Here is a 15,520-nt window from a genome sequence, read left to right as displayed (position 1 = left end):
GCCTTCATGGTCCACCCATATACACTTGCGGTGTAAATAGCGTTGTCATAACTACCAAGTTTATTGTAGATCGGCTAATTCTTTCAAGGCTACCAGAATTTTTGTGAGCCACTGGAAACGCGCACATGTTGTTAAGGAATAATAATCATCATCTTTCAAGACTTCATTTGCCGCTTGAAAACTTGATCACGACCAGGGCGTACATGGCGCATGCAAAGATGGTGACGCCCACCTTGGTGGCAAACACGATGTTCACCTGGTAGAGCTGCGAAGGAAAGCCGTTTGCCACGCTGTCAGGGTCAAGCGCGGCTTCAGGCTGCTTGGACAGGATCGCGCCCCAGTACATGAAATTGTAAAGGATTTCATAGAACGAGATAGCCACTATTATGAACAGGACCATCGCGTAAAAGTAGCGCCAGTTATCGTCAAGGAGCTTGATCTGGTTTTTCATCAGCTCCAGAAAAGAGAACCAGCCGGCAAAAACCACTATCATAAGCCAGGTAATCGGCTTTAGAAAGTACGGAAACATTCCTGGAGGCGGGAGCTCTTCGTTTACAAACTCTTCACCGACCGGCCCTTCGCCGGTGCCGTTTGCTGCAACGTAAGCCACGAGGAACACGATTGCTGCGATCGAGCCCAGCAACATGTACAAAGGCAGCCTCTTTTTCGCAGTTATCTGCAGCATCGCGTAGTTGTGTTTCAAGGGCTCGTTTTACTTATATCTATATTGCTCATCTTTCAGCAGTACGAAATTGCGATCGCGCGGTTAACCAGCGCTAAAACAGATCCAGTGAGAGTAAAACCATTGCGGTTAACTGTTTTAAATCATGAACTGGGCAGCTATAGCAGCAAAACTCCCCGAATGCGGAAAATCGTTGCGGAGGCATATTCGAATGGTTCTGGAAGTGAAAAATCCTCGCCCCTTGTGGGAAATCCTCTTCTCCACTCATCACACTGACATAGGGCTTCTTTACGTAATTTTCTCCATCACCTCACTGATGATTGGGGGCGCGCTTGCGATGGGCATAAGGACCGAGCTGTTCCTGCCAGGGCAGCAGATTTTCCCGGACTCTACCACCTTCCACAGGTTCTTTACTGTGCACGGAACGACCATGCTCTTTCTGTGGGTGATACCCTTTGCGGCAGGCATGGGAAATTACCTCGTGCCGCTCATGGTTAGGTACAAAGACATGGCCTGGCCCAAGCTCAACGCGGTGGCGTTCTGGATAATACCGGTAGGAGCGGCGCTGGTGTGGCTTGGGTTTTCAGACACGGGGTGGACCGCTTACCCGCCCTACTCTACAATCCGCGCGCCGGGGCCGGCGACAGACATGTGGATCTTTGGGCTAAAGATGCTTGGAATTTCGTCAATCCTCGGCTCGATAAACTTTGTAGTCACGATACTAAAGATGAAGCACCCGGACCTGCCGCTGATGAAGACTTCGCTCTTTGTGTGGGCAACACTGGTCACGTCCATCATGATACTCGTAGCCATACCCACCTTTGCGGCTGCTCTCATCATGCTGTACACGGACCGGCTCGGGGTAACGGGATTCTTTGACCCGACAAGGGGCGGAGACCCGATAGCGTACCAGCACCTGTTCTGGTTCACGTTCCACCCGGAGGTGTACATCTTTTTGATACCTGCTGTCGGCATGATATACGAGATAGTGCCCAGGTTTTCAAGAAAGCCGATATTCAGCTACCAGTCAGGGGTCACGGCGTTTGTCCTGCTGTCAATAGTCAGCTTTGCCTCATGGGGCCACCACATGTTTTCAACGGGAGAGAGCTTTACCGAGAAAACCGTCTTTATGGTCGGAACGCTTGCGGCGGTCCCTGCGTCTGCCATGCACGTGTTTAACTGGATTGCGACGATGTGGGGCGGAAGGATAAGTTTCAAGGCCCCGATCACCTTTTCGGTCGGCGGCACAGTGCTGTTCTTCCTGGCAGGGGCAGGGGGCGTCGTCAATACCGCCATGCCGCTTGACTTTCTCACGCACGACAGCTACTGGGTCGTAGGGCACTTCCACCTCTTCCTGATGGGGCTGGTGACCTTTGCCTTCGTCGGGTTCATGTACTACCTGTTCCCGCTGATAACCGGCAGGATGTATAACGAAAAAGCGGCGATGGTCCAGTTCTGGCTCATGTTCATCGGCGTTTCACTCATCTTCATACCGCAGCACGTTGCCGGCCTGTACGGGCAGCCAAGGCGCGTGTTTGACTACGTGCCCACAGAGCCGCTGATACTGCTGAACCAGCTCTCGACCATAGGCGCCTGGATAACAGGCTCTGCGATGGTGCTGTTTACTGCAAACATGATAAAAAGCTCCATTTCCGGCAGGCCTTCAGACACTAAAGACCCGTTCCAGCTCGGAGAGACGTATTACGACTATAGGATAAAAGAGCCGCATATCCAGTAGGCGGCAGAAACAGTCATAGAAAGAGAGAGAAAGGGAGAAAGAGAAACGAAGAAAAGCGCCGGAAAAACCGGCGGGGGGGGGGAGGGTGTTGTTTTTTCTTACTGCTGGATTACCTGGTTCAGCCAGGCCGCGTCGTGGCCTTCATTGTTGTTGCTGTTGCTGTTGTTGTCGCTTGCAGTGACCGTTATTGGCTTTTCCTCTGCAGGCGCAGTATTAGCTGTTACTGGCTCTGCTTGGGAGGCCGCTGGTTGTGGGGCCGACTCGGTTGTGGAAGGTGTCGAGTCTACCGGGGCTTCTGTTGTCGTGATTGTCGCTGCATCGGCTGTGATGCTTTCAAGTGTCAGCCCTGACAGCTTGGCCCTCACGTTTCCGATCTCGGTCCTTTCGTTGTTGATGTGCTCGACCAGCTCGTCGGTGTTAATCTTGACCTGCTGGTACGTCTCTTCCTTCATCTCGTTGCTCCTGAACTGGAGCTTGGCGTCAAAGAGCACTGCCTTGACCTGCTTGGCCTCAGCGTCAAGCTCTGCGAGGCGCGCCGTCAGCTTGTCGCTGACCGCCTTCTCTGCCTCGTTAATCTCGCCCAGCTTTTTCTCGTATTTTATCGACACAAGCTCTGCATCCTCCTTCATGCCGTCGTTCTCGGCCACGATCTCGTGGAGCGCCTTCATCCTCTTGAGCGTGAGCGACTTTTGCCTGATAAGTTTCTGCGCTTCAAGCCTCCACTTTGGAATAAAGAATACGAAATCGCCCTGGACCACCAGCTGCTCGTACGGGAGCTGCTTGATGCCTGCAGAGCCGCAGTCCACGCCGACGCTTTCGATCTCGCCGTCGATTTCCGTGATTATGCCAACTACCTTTCCGATGAATGTCCCATAGATGTCCTTGACTTGCTTGCCTACGAATGCGAGCTTTTCTTCGCTCATGCGCAATTGTTTGTAAGTAGGTATAATGATGACTGTGTCAAAATTGTTGCATTATTTTGTCAGCAGGTGTTTTACCAGACATTCTGCAACAAAATTGGGCCTGGGTTTGAAAGTGTATGAAAAAAGAGAAAAGGAAGGCCAAAAGGCCTTGTCGTAGAGAGAGAGAGAGAGTTCTTAGCGTGTGAACTGCTGCTGTGACTGTGTGTAGAATGCAGCCCATGCCTTGGCGACGTTGGTGCCAAAGTCGCTGACTGCGTCTATTGACCTGTTGTAGATTTTCAGGTTCTCCCTTGCGGCGTCCAGCGCGTTGATTGTCAGCTGGTTGTTGATGCCGACTGCCCTGATTGCGTTGTTGGTCATCTCGTTTGCCTGCTTCACAAAGATGTCTGCATACGGGTTTGCAGGAGCATTCACGTTGCTTGCCACCTGCTTTTGTGCAGAAAATGCTGTCTGGATCAGGTTCTTGGTTGTCTGGATGTAGTCCAGCTGGAGGTTAGAGATTGATTGTAAATACTGCGGCTGAACCTTTGCGATCTCGTCTACTGTGCGGATATAGTTGTCCTTTACTGCGTCGATTACGTCTGTCCTGCTTGTCGTTTCTTCCCTGGCTGACTTGCTTGTGTCGACCATTTCGATTACCGTATAATGGTATTACACGGTAATATATAAACATTGGTCAGCAATGGCATTTACTGGCATACATTACCATACAAAGCACCTCATTGCCTTTCAGATTCCCGCCTCTTTTTCTCGGCGCGCTTTTCGGCATCAAAGCGTTCCAATTGGTAAGAGTTCATGTCGGCAAACTTGATCCCTTCTGCAAGGACTGGATGGGCTTTTTGCAGCTGCCGGTACATCTCTTGGCAGACCTGCCGATAGTCAGGGTGGCCCTGCGGCACGGTGCGCAGCTCGATCATGTGGCAGGCCTCGCGCAGGTTCATCTTCATGAAATACGGATAGCGGTACGCGAAATTGACGACGTACTGCGCCTCTTCGGGCATCTCTTTTGCAATCGCCTCATAGGCATCTTTTGACGCGGACATGCACTCTTGAAACTCCCTGTCAAGGCCGGCGCCTTTTATTTCCCCGGGCATGTCATAGCCGTGCCTTGTCGACAGCAGTTGCCGCTCAAGCGTGAGCACGCGGTGGCGGTGCAGGTCGCGGAACATGCCAAAGTTGGTGAATAATTCAAACACACAGTCGACCATCTCAAAGGCCCTGCCCGGCCTCTGCCTGCGGTTTTCACGGAACTGCGTGTAGGCGCGGATTATGCCGTGCCGGTCCTGCGACGGCATGGACTTGACGTACCTCATCACCTTTTCAAGGGGCCTGCCGTCAGCCTGCTCGTACAGGACGGCTGACGCCACCTTGACTTCTGCGGCAAAGTTGTCCTCCGGCTCAAGCAGCCTGACTCTTTCAGGGCTTGGCTCCGGGCCTATCCCGGACAGGTGCTTTTTTGCAAGGTCCCGCACCGCGCCCTCCGTCTTTGCAAAATATGCCTGCATGGCCTGGCCGTACTTGTCGTTTGCGCGCCGGACAAACGACGGTATCACTCCGTTCAGTTCGGAGAACAGCTGCTCGCCAAGCAGGCGCAGCTCTGCAAGGTGGGAGCCGTGCATTATCGTGAGCAGGTATTCAAACGCCCTGCCGTTGCCGGTTATGCCGACGTTTGTCAGCGTGGAGGCAGGGAGGAGGCCGCGCAGGAGGTCAAGCGCCTTGGCCCTTATCGTGACGCGGTATATGCGCCGCGCGGCGTCGATGTCTTTTTGCTCCTTCAGGCTGCCAAACTGCCTTTCCTTTTGCAAGGAAGAATCGAAGAAAGAAAACTTGTCTATCGGCTCCTGCTCTTCCAGGAATTTTGTCATGGCAGGCAGGCTCTTGCTATAAGTATCAAATGCAAGGTCGCATGCCGCAATATAGCGGTCGGCGTGCCTTGACGACATTATGCGCCCCTCCCGCAGATAGCGGTACATGCCGCCGGCGACCTTTTGGTCGAACGGGACGTAGCGAGACGACTTTTCCAGGTACGAAAGCCCGATCCTGCGGTCCTCTATCTTTTTTGCGGCAATGTTTGATATGCCTTCAAGGGCAACCTGCGCCTCGCCAAGCTCGGCGACCGAGTCGTCGCCGTATTCGAGCAAAACCTTGCGGTAAAACTCTTCTCCCCGGTTTGGGTTCTTGGCAAACTCGTCGAGAAAGACCCGGCGCATGCTCTTGTCTGTCCGGGAATACCGCGACATCAGCGCGCCCCTGTCCACCTGCCTTGGAGTGGTTACCGCAAACACCGCCCTGTCGGTATTTGAAAAGTGGCCCGCAAGCACGGCTTTCTCTTCATCGGTAAAAGAATCCAAAAAGGCGCCCTGGTCCACTGCTGCCATCGTATCTCACCAATGCAAGGTGGGGTCCATTATTAAAACCAGCCTCATCTCAAATAACGGCCACTTTTGCAAGGATTGTCGCCCCAGTAGCAAAATGTTTTTAAAATCAAGGCTGAATTTATTCAGTACGTCAAATACAGAAACCGATTATACTAGCCGCTGCAAGACTATTCTTGCAGAAAACAAGCAGCTGGACCTTGTTATGGTCACGGACAAGTATGCCAACATCATGGCCAAGGCCGCACGCCAGCTGCCGCAGAGTTCCATCCGCCAGCTCTCGCCTGAGGACATCGTCAAGACGGCGCTCCGCACAAACATTGCCAAGGGCGCCTTTAACGTCAACAGCCCCACGACCGGGATAACGTCAAACATCCACGTCCAGTACAACGCGATGGACATCATCATGTACCCGCTGGAAAACGACCTCACGCTGATTGCAATCGGCATCATCGACCCCGGCGCAATCCCCGACATCTACTCGTCGGTTGGAAGGCATTTTCCGACGAAACTGAAAAAGGCGATAATCGTCGACGACGAGGAGGACATACGCAGCTCCATACGGGAGGTGCTCAAAAAGCGCGGGTTTGACGTCGAGACCGCGGAAAGCGGGCCGGCGTGCGTCAAGGCCATAGAGAACGCCAAGCGCAACGGCACCGAGTACGGCATGGCAGTGATGGACATCAGGATGCCCGGCATGGACGGCTTTGAAGTCTACAAGAACATCCACCCGATATCGCCCAACACCAAGGTGATATTCATCACCGCGTTCGAGTACACGCAGGAAGAGATAGCCAAAAAGGTGCAGAACGACAGCATCAAGGTTCTGAGAAAGCCGTTTACCAGGGCCGACCTCCTGCAGCTCATCACCGACGAGACAAACCCGACTCCAAAAGAATAGACAACTAATTAAATGGTTATTCTGTTGCATAACAAGTTGCAGTGAGACTAGGTGTAATATCATATGCAACAAATTGACCGATCCGCATCTAATTTACAAGGCAGGAATTTGGTCTGATATAATGCATTAATAAAAGTCAATTTAACCCATGGTGTGCCTCCAGAGCGTTTGGTAAACTGGATATACTTTCCGAAATCAGACAACGCACCAGAACATCTACGTAAAGTTGCTGGTGTTTTTATCTACTGTGAAGCTGCTATAGACTCCTCTAACAAGAAACTCAAAAGCAATGAGGTGATGAGTATAGCTAAGGAAAACTTAGAACAATTAGGCTTCGTGGTAGAAGCTGGTTCATCGAAGGTTCTAGTTCCAGTGTTATTTGGGAGAAATGGAGAGGTAGAAAAATCATTTTACGCAGATGGATTTAACCGAGAAACAAAAACTGTTTTAGAAATAGAAGCCGGGAGGGCGGTAGACAATAATCAGTTTCTGAAAGACCTATTTGAAGCTTGTATGATGCATGATGTTGAATATCTTGTAATTGCAGTGCGGAGGATCTATCGGAAAAGAGGAGATTTTGAGACAGTTATTAAGTACTTTGATACATTGTATGCCAGCCGCCGCTTACATCTGCCATTAAAAGGGATCATGATAATCGGATATTGAACTAATGTAGGCCACCCATCCGTAATTTTTCCATGCTTCAATACATATCATCGAGTCAGACGAACTAGTCGGTGTTCATTTCCACTAAATGTATCAACCCTGACTAGTATTCCCAGATTTCCTATGCATATTACTTAAGAATTCGTATTTTATGGGCTTGGCGTGCTGCCATACCAGATCATATAGTGATTCGACTCTGCTCACTATCCCGCCAGTCAGTACCACACCTAATTCGAAATTGTTATACAGTGAATTGATGCGCCATTCTCCCGAACCTAGGTAGCACTGTACGCCATCCGCCAAGACTATTTTCGCGTGGACGGATTCATAATGCAGCATGTTGAACCCTCTGCTCTTCAGACCGATGTGGAAGTCTCGAATCTCGATCTTTCTCTCGTCCCCGCAGCTCCTGTAAATATCATATACTCTCATCAATGCCTTTACTAGGTTACCATACGATGTCCCATTCTTCTCTGTAAATACTTCCCTTGTTATGATCCTCATTGGTATTCCTGACCTAGCTAGATTTGTTATTTCGTCCGCAAAGTACGAAGCTACAGCCTCTTCGGGGAATGGGAGACAGAGCTTGACATACCTGTTTGCACCTCGTAGCAGAGATCTGAAAACTTTATCTGTTGTGGCTACGCCTTGACCAAGCTCTTTGGATCCCCTGTGTAATGATGTAGGCAACGTAGCCACAATATCCGCCCTGTGATCCAGTATCGGTGCGACCTTTCTTTTTTCAATAACACTACCCACACGAGGCAAATTTTTCACCTTGACTGAATAGTCGTCGCCTCCTTTCCTATTGAGCTCGATCACCCCGTCCCTCGCGAGCATCATAAGCTGCAGCTCCACTAAGCTTCTATCAGCGGGTATGACCGATGTAAGGAGTTGGCTGAGGGTCTTGCCGTTTGACCTGCGGACCAGATCGAATACCTGTTGAGGTTCCATTTCTGCCTTTAATCCTCCTCTTCCCCGTCGGTGTCACTCGGGACATCGAAATCTGTAACCTTTTTTTCCACTACTGTTGCGATACCTACAAGGCCCCAGAAGTCCACTAGCAGTTTCCTACTGAGCAGGGCGTTAGGCAACAAATAAGTGTCTGGAATTTCACGCGGTAGCAGCGGATGGCACATAGGGTCTTGGATATACAGGCATTTGACGCAGCCCTCGGCACACTCGTACCTGCAGTCCCGGACATGCCTTACAGCTCCACTTATCCACGGGGCGAGCAGGTGGCGTGCTAGGTACTCTACACCGCCTGCCTCGACTTGAGCCCGCTCGTAAATGAGCACAGCACAGTCGTCCACGAGCACCTTGCCTACAAATGTCGATTCGTCCAGCCCGGTTCTGAGCGAAGCATGATGGGTGAGGGCATGTTCGACGGAATGTAGTAGTTTAAACAAGGATGTGTTTGCTGCTGGAGTTGCGGTATGGGCGGTCATGACATTTCTTGTCAGCCCGGCTAGCCAAGTGTAAGCTGCTGCCGGGTCTTCATTTACTGTCTTCAGGTATTCTTTGGCCATATTACGCGTGTATTCGTCAGCTCCTTCCTTTGCCAAGTCTTCCAGTACTACCCTGCAAACCCTTCCTTTGTCCAATAGTACCAGGATCGCTTTGCCCTTGCTCATAGTGGTGTATGCGTGGTACTCGAATGTCCTAGTGTCTGGGTTCCTGTACTTGAACGTCTTTGGTTGTACTTCATCACCGTACGGTGCGTAGCCATATACTACTGTAAAGGACTCTATGTCATCTATCAGATGTACGTCTCTGATTCCGTACTCCCTTATTGTCTGTCCGACATCCGATGGTGCTTCATTCAGCGTCCATGTAGGGACTGCATTCTCAAGACTGAACTCCAGGTTGCCCGACACGTATACCGTACTAAACGTCATTGGCTTCATGTACGACTCCGTCGTAGACACCAGCTTCATATGGGCAGGATCTCTCACTCCCGTCCAGCGTGCACAGGAGGGACAAGAGTAAATCACGCGGCTAACTTCGTTGCCTGTCTTGTCGCATATCCACTTGGATCTTGAAAGGGGTCTCTCAAGCTTTAACTTCAGGTGGCCTGTGCCAGCGCAGGCGCAGCCATCCTTGGTGCAACGAAAACGTGGTCCGTCCCTTTCGGGCTCTGTAAATGGCGGCGTGATCTCGTGTTGATTACCACATTTCTTGCAAAAGAACAGGTTAGAGATCTGTCTTAGTTTGTCCTTTCCGCAGCCGGGGCACTGGAGAGTTGTGTGTTTGCCCATATCCACCTGAAGGATGTAGTAACTACACGTAGAACACCTAAGTCCGCGTGGATAGAGCATTATCTTTGCCTCGTCAGGTAATATCAGTTTCACCTGTTGCGGCAATACAAGTGAGGGTAGTTTCTGGACTAAGGTACTACTGCTATCTTCGCCGCCGGCAGTGTCTATTCCTAGCTCCTCTGCAAGCTCTTCTAGTACATTAGTTCTAGTTGGCCCGCTAGGTTGCCCGGTCATACTCGACCTCCGTTGTATGCTTATGCCAGAGTTCCTCGATTCTATGCGCGAAATTATGTTTGCTAGGTTACGTTGTATCTGTTCGTTTTCGTATGTGCGACCTATGAAGGCCATTACCCTGAAGGACTTCTGTTCTGAGTCGAACGTTGAAGATGGGAACCTCTTGGTGACAGCCTGCCAGTCAGTTAGGCGCAGGTAATTCTTTGTAGTCTCTTCTATGGCCATCAATCATCAGCCTCCACTATGTCTTCGCCTGACGCACTCAAACCATCTAATGCCGAATACCTGACCGCTTCAGAGTAGCGGATCACCTTGTGTTTTTCCCTTAGTGTTGGCACCAAAACATCTTTCGCTGACAGGTGTTTGATGGTCTCTATCTTCGATCCGGCAAAGTCTACTATCATCTCACGGGCTTTCATGAACGCCATTGTCCTTAACTCCTTCTTCTCCACCGCTGTCATCGAAGGCCGCTCGTAGACCCCTATTGCCTCCTCCAAGATATCCTTGAGTAGGGCTTTGTCGGTGTTTAGTCTACCGTGGACGTAGTCTGCATACCTCATCTGGTGGTCCTCATATGCCCTAGCCATAATCAAGGTGTGGAATACATTAGGGAGTGATAATGATATGGCATACTTGTTGGCTACATTGATTGGTGTTGGCTCGTAGTGGGCCTCAAGGTCTCCTATCATGTACCTAAAGTTCTGGTAGACCCACTCGTCCCTAGGTATCTGCGGCACTAGGTGTAGTAGTACAAGGCCAGGCACGTCACCTCTTCCAGTCCTGCCAACTACTTGTGCTAGTTCGATAAAAGACCGCGGCGTCCCAAAGAAGTGGATTATATTGAGCCCCGGAAAGTCTACCCCCTGACCATAGATCTGGGTCACTAGTAGGACATCAAGGCTGTGTTCCTTTACCGCCCTGTTAAGCTGGACAAGCTGTGAGGACGATAGGTCACCGCTGCCGAACTTGACCTTAGGCCGCCTAAGCCCCGTCCCATGGGCGAAGTCGGGAATGAATTTCTCCAAGTCCCTTCCGTCGTCTTTACGCAGGACATAGACTGTCTGTGTGCCGTATGCCTCGTCTATGGTAAGCCCTTTCTTTGCTAGTTCGAGTTTGACGATCCCCTCCATCTTCCTTGCGTTGTCAAGGAATGAATGTAGCGAGCTGGTTAACTGGGACACCGACCCTCTTGTGGTTACACCGAGCGGTTCTACTATCACATACCTGTGCCTTATCCTATCATCCCTCTTAACGAAATAGCCACTGCCATCACTTTTCTTTAGGAACTCTTCTTTCTCAGGAAAGACAGTTTGTTTATCCTTTTCGTAACCTGTCAGGTTCGAGACTAGCTCCTCTTGGTTAGCGACTGTCGCGGTGGCACCGACATACCAGAAACCACGGGGTATGTCATAGATCGACCCGACCGTTTTGAGTAATGCGAGGAAGTGTCCGAGTAAGTTTCCCTGTGTGCCAGTAAGTGTGTGTATTTCATCAAAGACGACAAGCCTTGGCGTCGACCTAGTGATAGTAGAGTTATCAAGTGCCGTTCCACATCCCCTGCACTTTGCAACAGACTCGCGCTGATCTTTCAGACAGAGGGGATAGTGCCTACCACAGTTGGGACATTTCTTACAGGGCGCGCCGAAAAGTGTGTGAGTGTATACGTTATGCGTGAGTGAGTTTACTATCTTGTCAGGCGTTCCGACCACTACTTCCGGACAAAAGTCCTGAGTCTCCCAATTAGTCAGCAGTATGTAGGGTAGTGTTGTCTTGCACTCTTCGCACATCGGTATTAACCTATTCTCAGACGGTTTTGTAGCCACTATCTTGTCATGATGGCACGCTGGGTTCGGACACCTTTCGATGATGGCAATTTCGTCGCCTTCCTTGACGTACTGTGTGCTCAATATCTTCACAGCAGCATCGTCTTCTTGGCCCATGTACAGGCCAAGTTTGATGTTGATCCCTGCTTGGTTCAAGTGGTAGAAGAAGCTAACCATCTCGCTAAACTGCTGGGAGTTTAGCGCACGCGTCGGAAATGTGATAAAGGTCGCGGTGCCTTTAACGTCGTCCCTAAGTACTGATATCAGGACAGAACAGGTGTAGAAAACTAAGGACTTTCCACTGTTTGTAGGTGCCCTGATAATCAATACTCCGGGGTCGTCTTTTAGGAGGCTTTTGATGAATTTCTGTATAGCGTCCCACTGGAATTGGTAGAGACGATCTACCTTACCCTCTGTACTTTCGGCAAGTGCTCTGAATACCTTTAGGATTTTCGCGAGTTTGCCGGACTTCTTCAGTACGGAGACCTCGTTCTTATCGAGCAGGTGCATGTGGGATAGGAGTGTCTTATCGTCGGCAACTATCTCCTTCAGAGAGGTTGTCATGTTGATGGGCTCGAACCATGGATAGTCGTAGACAATCACCGGCGAAGAAAAAAGTGTGTCGGAACTCTTACTGGATTTGACAGGGTAGGTGCTCAGGTTAGCACACTCTCTCATCGCCTCCTCATTGCCGGTGTCTAGCAGAGTACACTTAGAAGATTTGACTAAGGTATACGCGCCAAAAAGCGACTTCTTCATCACTTCCTCGGCATTATATGGCCTGACCCCTGAGAGCTTTATTGGAATCACATTTTGGATCCTGATAGAGACTTTGTACCTGCCCTCTTTGTCGCCTAGCCGCCTACAGGCAACATTTACCTCGATTTTTGACTCGGCTACCTCACGGACAAACATTGCCTGTGCCTTATCCTTGCTGTCCTTGATGAGCTCTTCTACCCTTTCCTTCTTGGCGGCGAATACTTTCTTGTATTTCTTTGACAACAGGTCTTTTAACTTCAGTGGACCAGTCGTTATCATTTTCTCCGATGGTTCTTCGTTCCCAGCTTGGTAGGTGTTACCATCAAGCACAAATGGTCTTGAGGATAAACGGATCCACCTCCCGTCCGGGTACTTCTGCCTAAGCCCGCGGATTCGTGGCTGGATAAAACGGAACTCGACCACGAGCTCGCCGTCGTCCCCGTCTACGATGAACTCTGTTGTATGCACTGATGGTACGGTGATATTCCTTCCCAGCTTCCGCCGGACAAATGTATAGCCCTCTGGGAACAAGACATCAGTGATACCTGCATACCTGATATCTCTTCCGTGGTCAAACATCGAAGCTGTTAGTACTGCAGATGTAATCTCATCAACTACCTTCATCTCAGGAGAAGCGTTGCTCTTGACTTGGTGTGATATGGTTTCAGTTGCTGCCTTTTGGACAGCGGTTTGTGTCATAGGGCGTAAAGCGGGATCGATGCTTAAGAACTGTTTCTAAATGACGAAGTTAGTCATTACTAAATACGTCATTTTATGAAAAGTTTAATATAAAGAACAAGACCAAGAGGTTATGCTATTACTATGGCGGTCCACCGACAAACGTCTTCTCTCCTATGCACTGTCACAGTATAGCAACGACTCCGCCCTGTTCATACATGAAAGACGCATTAGTGAACCGGAACTTGTGCCAGATGAGACAGAGCTTCAAAAGATAGTACCGCTCGTCCCTGAGCACTTGAGGGGAGACATCCTACCAGTAATGGCTGCCTACCCGGATGACAACCTCGTGCCTATGCTAGCCGGCCGGACGACTTTTGAGACACATTCTGATGTTGTAGCCCACTACATGGGAGATGAGCCGTCGGACAAGGGTTTTGAACTGGCCAAAGAGCGATGGATCAAGGGTCTGAATGAATGCCTACAACAGCACATAAAGAAAACAGAGGTGCGCCTAGTCGTTATAAACGGGCAAAGCCCGGATCCGCTGCCGTTTTATGTTGCTAACATCTTGGGAGCCCTGGGGGTCGACACGATAAGGATTTTCATGGCATACAACAGGCTGATTGGTGACGCTATGTTACCGACAATAAGAGAGTTGCCTGCCTTTAATTCAACATTAAACCTACTGAGCCCTGAAACCTTTGTACTGCTAATGTGCCATTTCTTCATACATCCTTCCGTTTACCCGGATAACCAGCATCCCGCGCTTAATGTATCGGGGATTACAACCAAGGTTTTGTCACTTGGCATGTCCGAGTATATGCCTCCCCAGAGAGGCACCAACAGATCATTCGAAGGTATCAAGAAGTCACTTAAGAACGTAAGTTTTGATATGGAAAGAGAAGGACTGCTCAAACGTGTAGTAAGCAGTGATCATAACTTTAGGCTAACACCACTCGGACATCTGTATGCTCGGGTGACATTTGGTATGCGTAAGAGGATTGGAGAGGTTCTGTCGCAAGAGCAGCAAGAAGAGGCGGCGCTAATCCAGATATTGCAAAACTTCGAAGAGCTTTCTAGGAAGTTGGCGGTGACATAGCTTGGATCCACTTGCGAGCTGTGAAGATTGTTTTGCCCATGGTAAGCCTGACCTCTGTGAGATGATTCGTAATTGTTTCGTTCAAGTCAAAGATATGCCATCACTCAAAAAGCAACTAATAGAAAGGATACTGCTGAGATCTGATGTCCAGTTCGGAGCGATCGGTAGGTTCTGGGGTTTTGCGGTGGTGTCGGCGCAGCGTAAAAGTATCGTGCGAGAGCTTAGGGATATCGGTGTTACAATCCACACGCTCGAGGATCACGTAGTGATTCTAAAATCGCGATATGGCCAAAGTATTAGGACTGTGGGCCACCCTGTTTTCATAAACCTCCCTTTCTACGGCTCGTGGTTTCAGTTCGATCCAGAGAAGAGGGTATGGGCGCACCTCTATACCTACAAAAGGGAAGGAGGGATCGGCGCTAATACAAAAAACCGGTCAGTGTTGAAATGTAGCAATAAACGGGGAGACAGCTACTTTGTAGTCTTCACTTCTCGCGACAATAAGCCTAGCGTCATGAGAGTTCGTAAGGTAGCGGCATATGATATCATAGGTAGGATGTTTGAGTCGTCGCAGGCTTATTGGATACCTTTCAAGGACAAGGGTGTAGCGATAATACAGAGGACTTACCTCAAGAACATACCTGACCTTATTTTCAACACGCTCGTCCGGTTTAAGCCAGACGAGGGCCACATAAAAGATACACTAGCATTTGAAATAGATGACTTTGAACTTGTCAAGGAGGTTCTATCATGGATAAGGACGGAGCTAGTAGAGTCTTCTGAAGTAGTCAAACTCCCAGGCGATAAGGACAAGTTACATGGAACACCCGTAGTGACTATAGGAGAACTGAAAAAAGATGATGTGTTTAACAGTCGTTTGCATTCCTTGCTGCTGATGCTTAAGGAGATGGGGGGCCATACAAACGAGCAGCAGGATCACGTAGTAATCAGCGGCAGCAAAGGTTCCGCGAAACTATACTTTGTAGAAAGGAAGAGGAGTCATACTGAGGGAGGTACAATCTATGTCGCTCTTGATGTATTGTCAGACCCTTCGAAGCTATCGGAGCTCTTACAAATGTTGCAGCATAAAACAGGCCTGAACAGTTCCGACATGGAAAAGGTTGTGATCCAGTACTGGCCACTAATTACTCCTTCAGATCTTGAGTTTCTTATGGACTGTGTCATAAAATATTACAACAGCGAAAGAGCGTTTGTGCCTAGCATCATCAACACCACGGAACGAACCGAATCTCTAAGACGATGGTTAAATGAAGTGAAGACAGGGATTGCAAAAGCAGATCCTCAAAGAGTGTTTATTGTTGAAAAGGCCCTTAAACAATCAGGGACTCCAAAATGATAATTGTCTTTCTGCAAATATGTT

12 protein-coding genes are annotated in these 15,520 nt (G+C 49.7%); 5 read left to right on the top strand and 7 right to left on the bottom strand.

Going from position 1 to position 15,520, the window contains the following annotated elements; genetic code table 11:
- Window positions 1–163: 163 nt before the first annotated feature.
- Window positions 164–703 (bottom strand): hypothetical protein, encoded by a 540-nt coding sequence (locus tag NVIE_RS00665; RefSeq protein ID WP_075053555.1) that lies wholly within the window; start codon window positions 701–703, stop codon window positions 164–166.
- A gap of 190 nt (window positions 704–893) precedes the next feature.
- Here NVIE_RS00665 and NVIE_RS00660 point away from each other — a divergent pair, with 190 nt between their 5' ends.
- Window positions 894–2,420: a cytochrome c oxidase subunit I gene (locus NVIE_RS00660; protein WP_075053554.1), complete on the top strand. Its 1,527-nt coding sequence runs from the start codon at window positions 894–896 to the stop codon at window positions 2,418–2,420.
- A gap of 98 nt (window positions 2,421–2,518) precedes the next feature.
- On the opposite strand, the gene NVIE_RS00655 is transcribed toward NVIE_RS00660, so the two are convergent.
- The 3 genes from NVIE_RS00655 to NVIE_RS00645 all read right to left on the bottom strand — a co-directional run bounded on the left by NVIE_RS00655 (window position 2,519) and on the right by NVIE_RS00645 (window position 5,721).
- On the bottom strand, window positions 2,519–3,343 hold the full coding sequence (locus NVIE_RS00655; RefSeq protein WP_075053553.1) for a CdvA-like protein: 825 nt from the start codon (window positions 3,341–3,343) through the stop codon (window positions 2,519–2,521).
- Window positions 3,344–3,517: 174 nt separating this feature from the next.
- Window positions 3,518–3,973 carry a hypothetical protein gene (locus tag NVIE_RS00650; RefSeq protein ID WP_075053552.1) on the bottom strand — a complete coding sequence of 152 codons (456 nt, stop codon included), beginning with the start codon at window positions 3,971–3,973 and terminating at the stop codon, window positions 3,518–3,520.
- 89 nt (window positions 3,974–4,062) lie between these two features.
- Window positions 4,063–5,721 (bottom strand): FAD-dependent thymidylate synthase, encoded by a 1,659-nt coding sequence (locus NVIE_RS00645; RefSeq protein WP_075053551.1) that lies wholly within the window; start codon window positions 5,719–5,721, stop codon window positions 4,063–4,065.
- A gap of 202 nt (window positions 5,722–5,923) precedes the next feature.
- Between NVIE_RS00645 and NVIE_RS00640 the strand changes: the two genes are divergently transcribed.
- Both NVIE_RS00640 and NVIE_RS00635 read left to right on the top strand, forming a co-directional pair.
- Window positions 5,924–6,619 (top strand): response regulator, encoded by a 696-nt coding sequence (locus tag NVIE_RS00640; protein WP_158435012.1) that lies wholly within the window; start codon window positions 5,924–5,926, stop codon window positions 6,617–6,619.
- 168 nt (window positions 6,620–6,787) lie between these two features.
- On the top strand, window positions 6,788–7,285 hold the full coding sequence (locus NVIE_RS00635; RefSeq protein WP_075053549.1) for a hypothetical protein: 498 nt from the start codon (window positions 6,788–6,790) through the stop codon (window positions 7,283–7,285).
- A gap of 93 nt (window positions 7,286–7,378) precedes the next feature.
- Here NVIE_RS00635 and NVIE_RS00630 read toward each other — a convergent pair whose 3' ends face one another.
- Genes NVIE_RS00630 through NVIE_RS00620 form a run of 3 tightly spaced genes read right to left on the bottom strand, consistent with a single transcriptional unit; the run spans window position 7,379 to window position 13,058 of the window.
- Window positions 7,379–8,239: a phospholipase D-like domain-containing protein gene (locus NVIE_RS00630; protein WP_075053548.1), complete on the bottom strand. Its 861-nt coding sequence runs from the start codon at window positions 8,237–8,239 to the stop codon at window positions 7,379–7,381.
- An 8-nt stretch (window positions 8,240–8,247) separates the two neighbouring features.
- Complete coding sequence (locus tag NVIE_RS00625) at window positions 8,248–10,002, bottom strand: DUF1998 domain-containing protein (protein ID WP_075053547.1); 1,755 nt, start codon at window positions 10,000–10,002, stop codon at window positions 8,248–8,250.
- Window positions 10,002–13,058, bottom strand: a complete 3,057-nt coding sequence (locus NVIE_RS00620; RefSeq protein WP_075053546.1) for a DEAD/DEAH box helicase — start codon at window positions 13,056–13,058, stop codon at window positions 10,002–10,004. The genes NVIE_RS00625 and NVIE_RS00620 overlap by 1 nt, the downstream gene beginning before the upstream one ends.
- A gap of 226 nt (window positions 13,059–13,284) precedes the next feature.
- Here NVIE_RS00620 and NVIE_RS00615 point away from each other — a divergent pair, with 226 nt between their 5' ends.
- Both NVIE_RS00615 and NVIE_RS00610 read left to right on the top strand, forming a co-directional pair.
- Window positions 13,285–14,139, top strand: a complete 855-nt coding sequence (locus tag NVIE_RS00615) for a hypothetical protein (RefSeq protein WP_144239374.1) — start codon at window positions 13,285–13,287, stop codon at window positions 14,137–14,139.
- A gap of 1 nt (window position 14,140) precedes the next feature.
- Window positions 14,141–15,496 carry a hypothetical protein gene (locus NVIE_RS00610; RefSeq protein WP_144239373.1) on the top strand — a complete coding sequence of 452 codons (1,356 nt, stop codon included), beginning with the start codon at window positions 14,141–14,143 and terminating at the stop codon, window positions 15,494–15,496.
- The last annotated feature ends 24 nt before the right edge of the window (window positions 15,497–15,520 follow it).

It is taken from the genome of Nitrososphaera viennensis EN76 (genome assembly GCF_000698785.1).
Taxonomy (GTDB): Archaea; Thermoproteota; Nitrososphaeria; order Nitrososphaerales; family Nitrososphaeraceae; genus Nitrososphaera; species Nitrososphaera viennensis.
The sequence above is the reverse complement of the archived record's forward strand: the minus strand, read 5'-3'. Positions and strand labels throughout refer to the sequence as shown.

Bases quoted from the DNA above. Each gene is read 5' to 3' on its own strand.
- NVIE_RS00660 (WP_075053554.1), top strand. From the start codon at position 894: ATGGTTCTGGAAGTGAAAAATCCTCGCCCCTTGTGGGAAATCCTCTTC.
- NVIE_RS00655 (WP_075053553.1), bottom strand. From the start codon at position 3,343: ATGAGCGAAGAAAAGCTCGCATTCGTAGGCAAGCAAGTCAAGGACATC.
- NVIE_RS00650 (WP_075053552.1), bottom strand. From the start codon at position 3,973: ATGGTCGACACAAGCAAGTCAGCCAGGGAAGAAACGACAAGCAGGACA.
- NVIE_RS00645 (WP_075053551.1), bottom strand. From the start codon at position 5,721: ATGGCAGCAGTGGACCAGGGCGCCTTTTTGGATTCTTTTACCGATGAA.
- NVIE_RS00640 (WP_158435012.1), top strand. From the start codon at position 5,924: ATGGTCACGGACAAGTATGCCAACATCATGGCCAAGGCCGCACGCCAG.
- NVIE_RS00630 (WP_075053548.1), bottom strand. From the start codon at position 8,239: ATGGAACCTCAACAGGTATTCGATCTGGTCCGCAGGTCAAACGGCAAG.
- NVIE_RS00625 (WP_075053547.1), bottom strand. From the start codon at position 10,002: ATGGCCATAGAAGAGACTACAAAGAATTACCTGCGCCTAACTGACTGG.
- NVIE_RS00620 (WP_075053546.1), bottom strand. From the start codon at position 13,058: ATGACACAAACCGCTGTCCAAAAGGCAGCAACTGAAACCATATCACAC.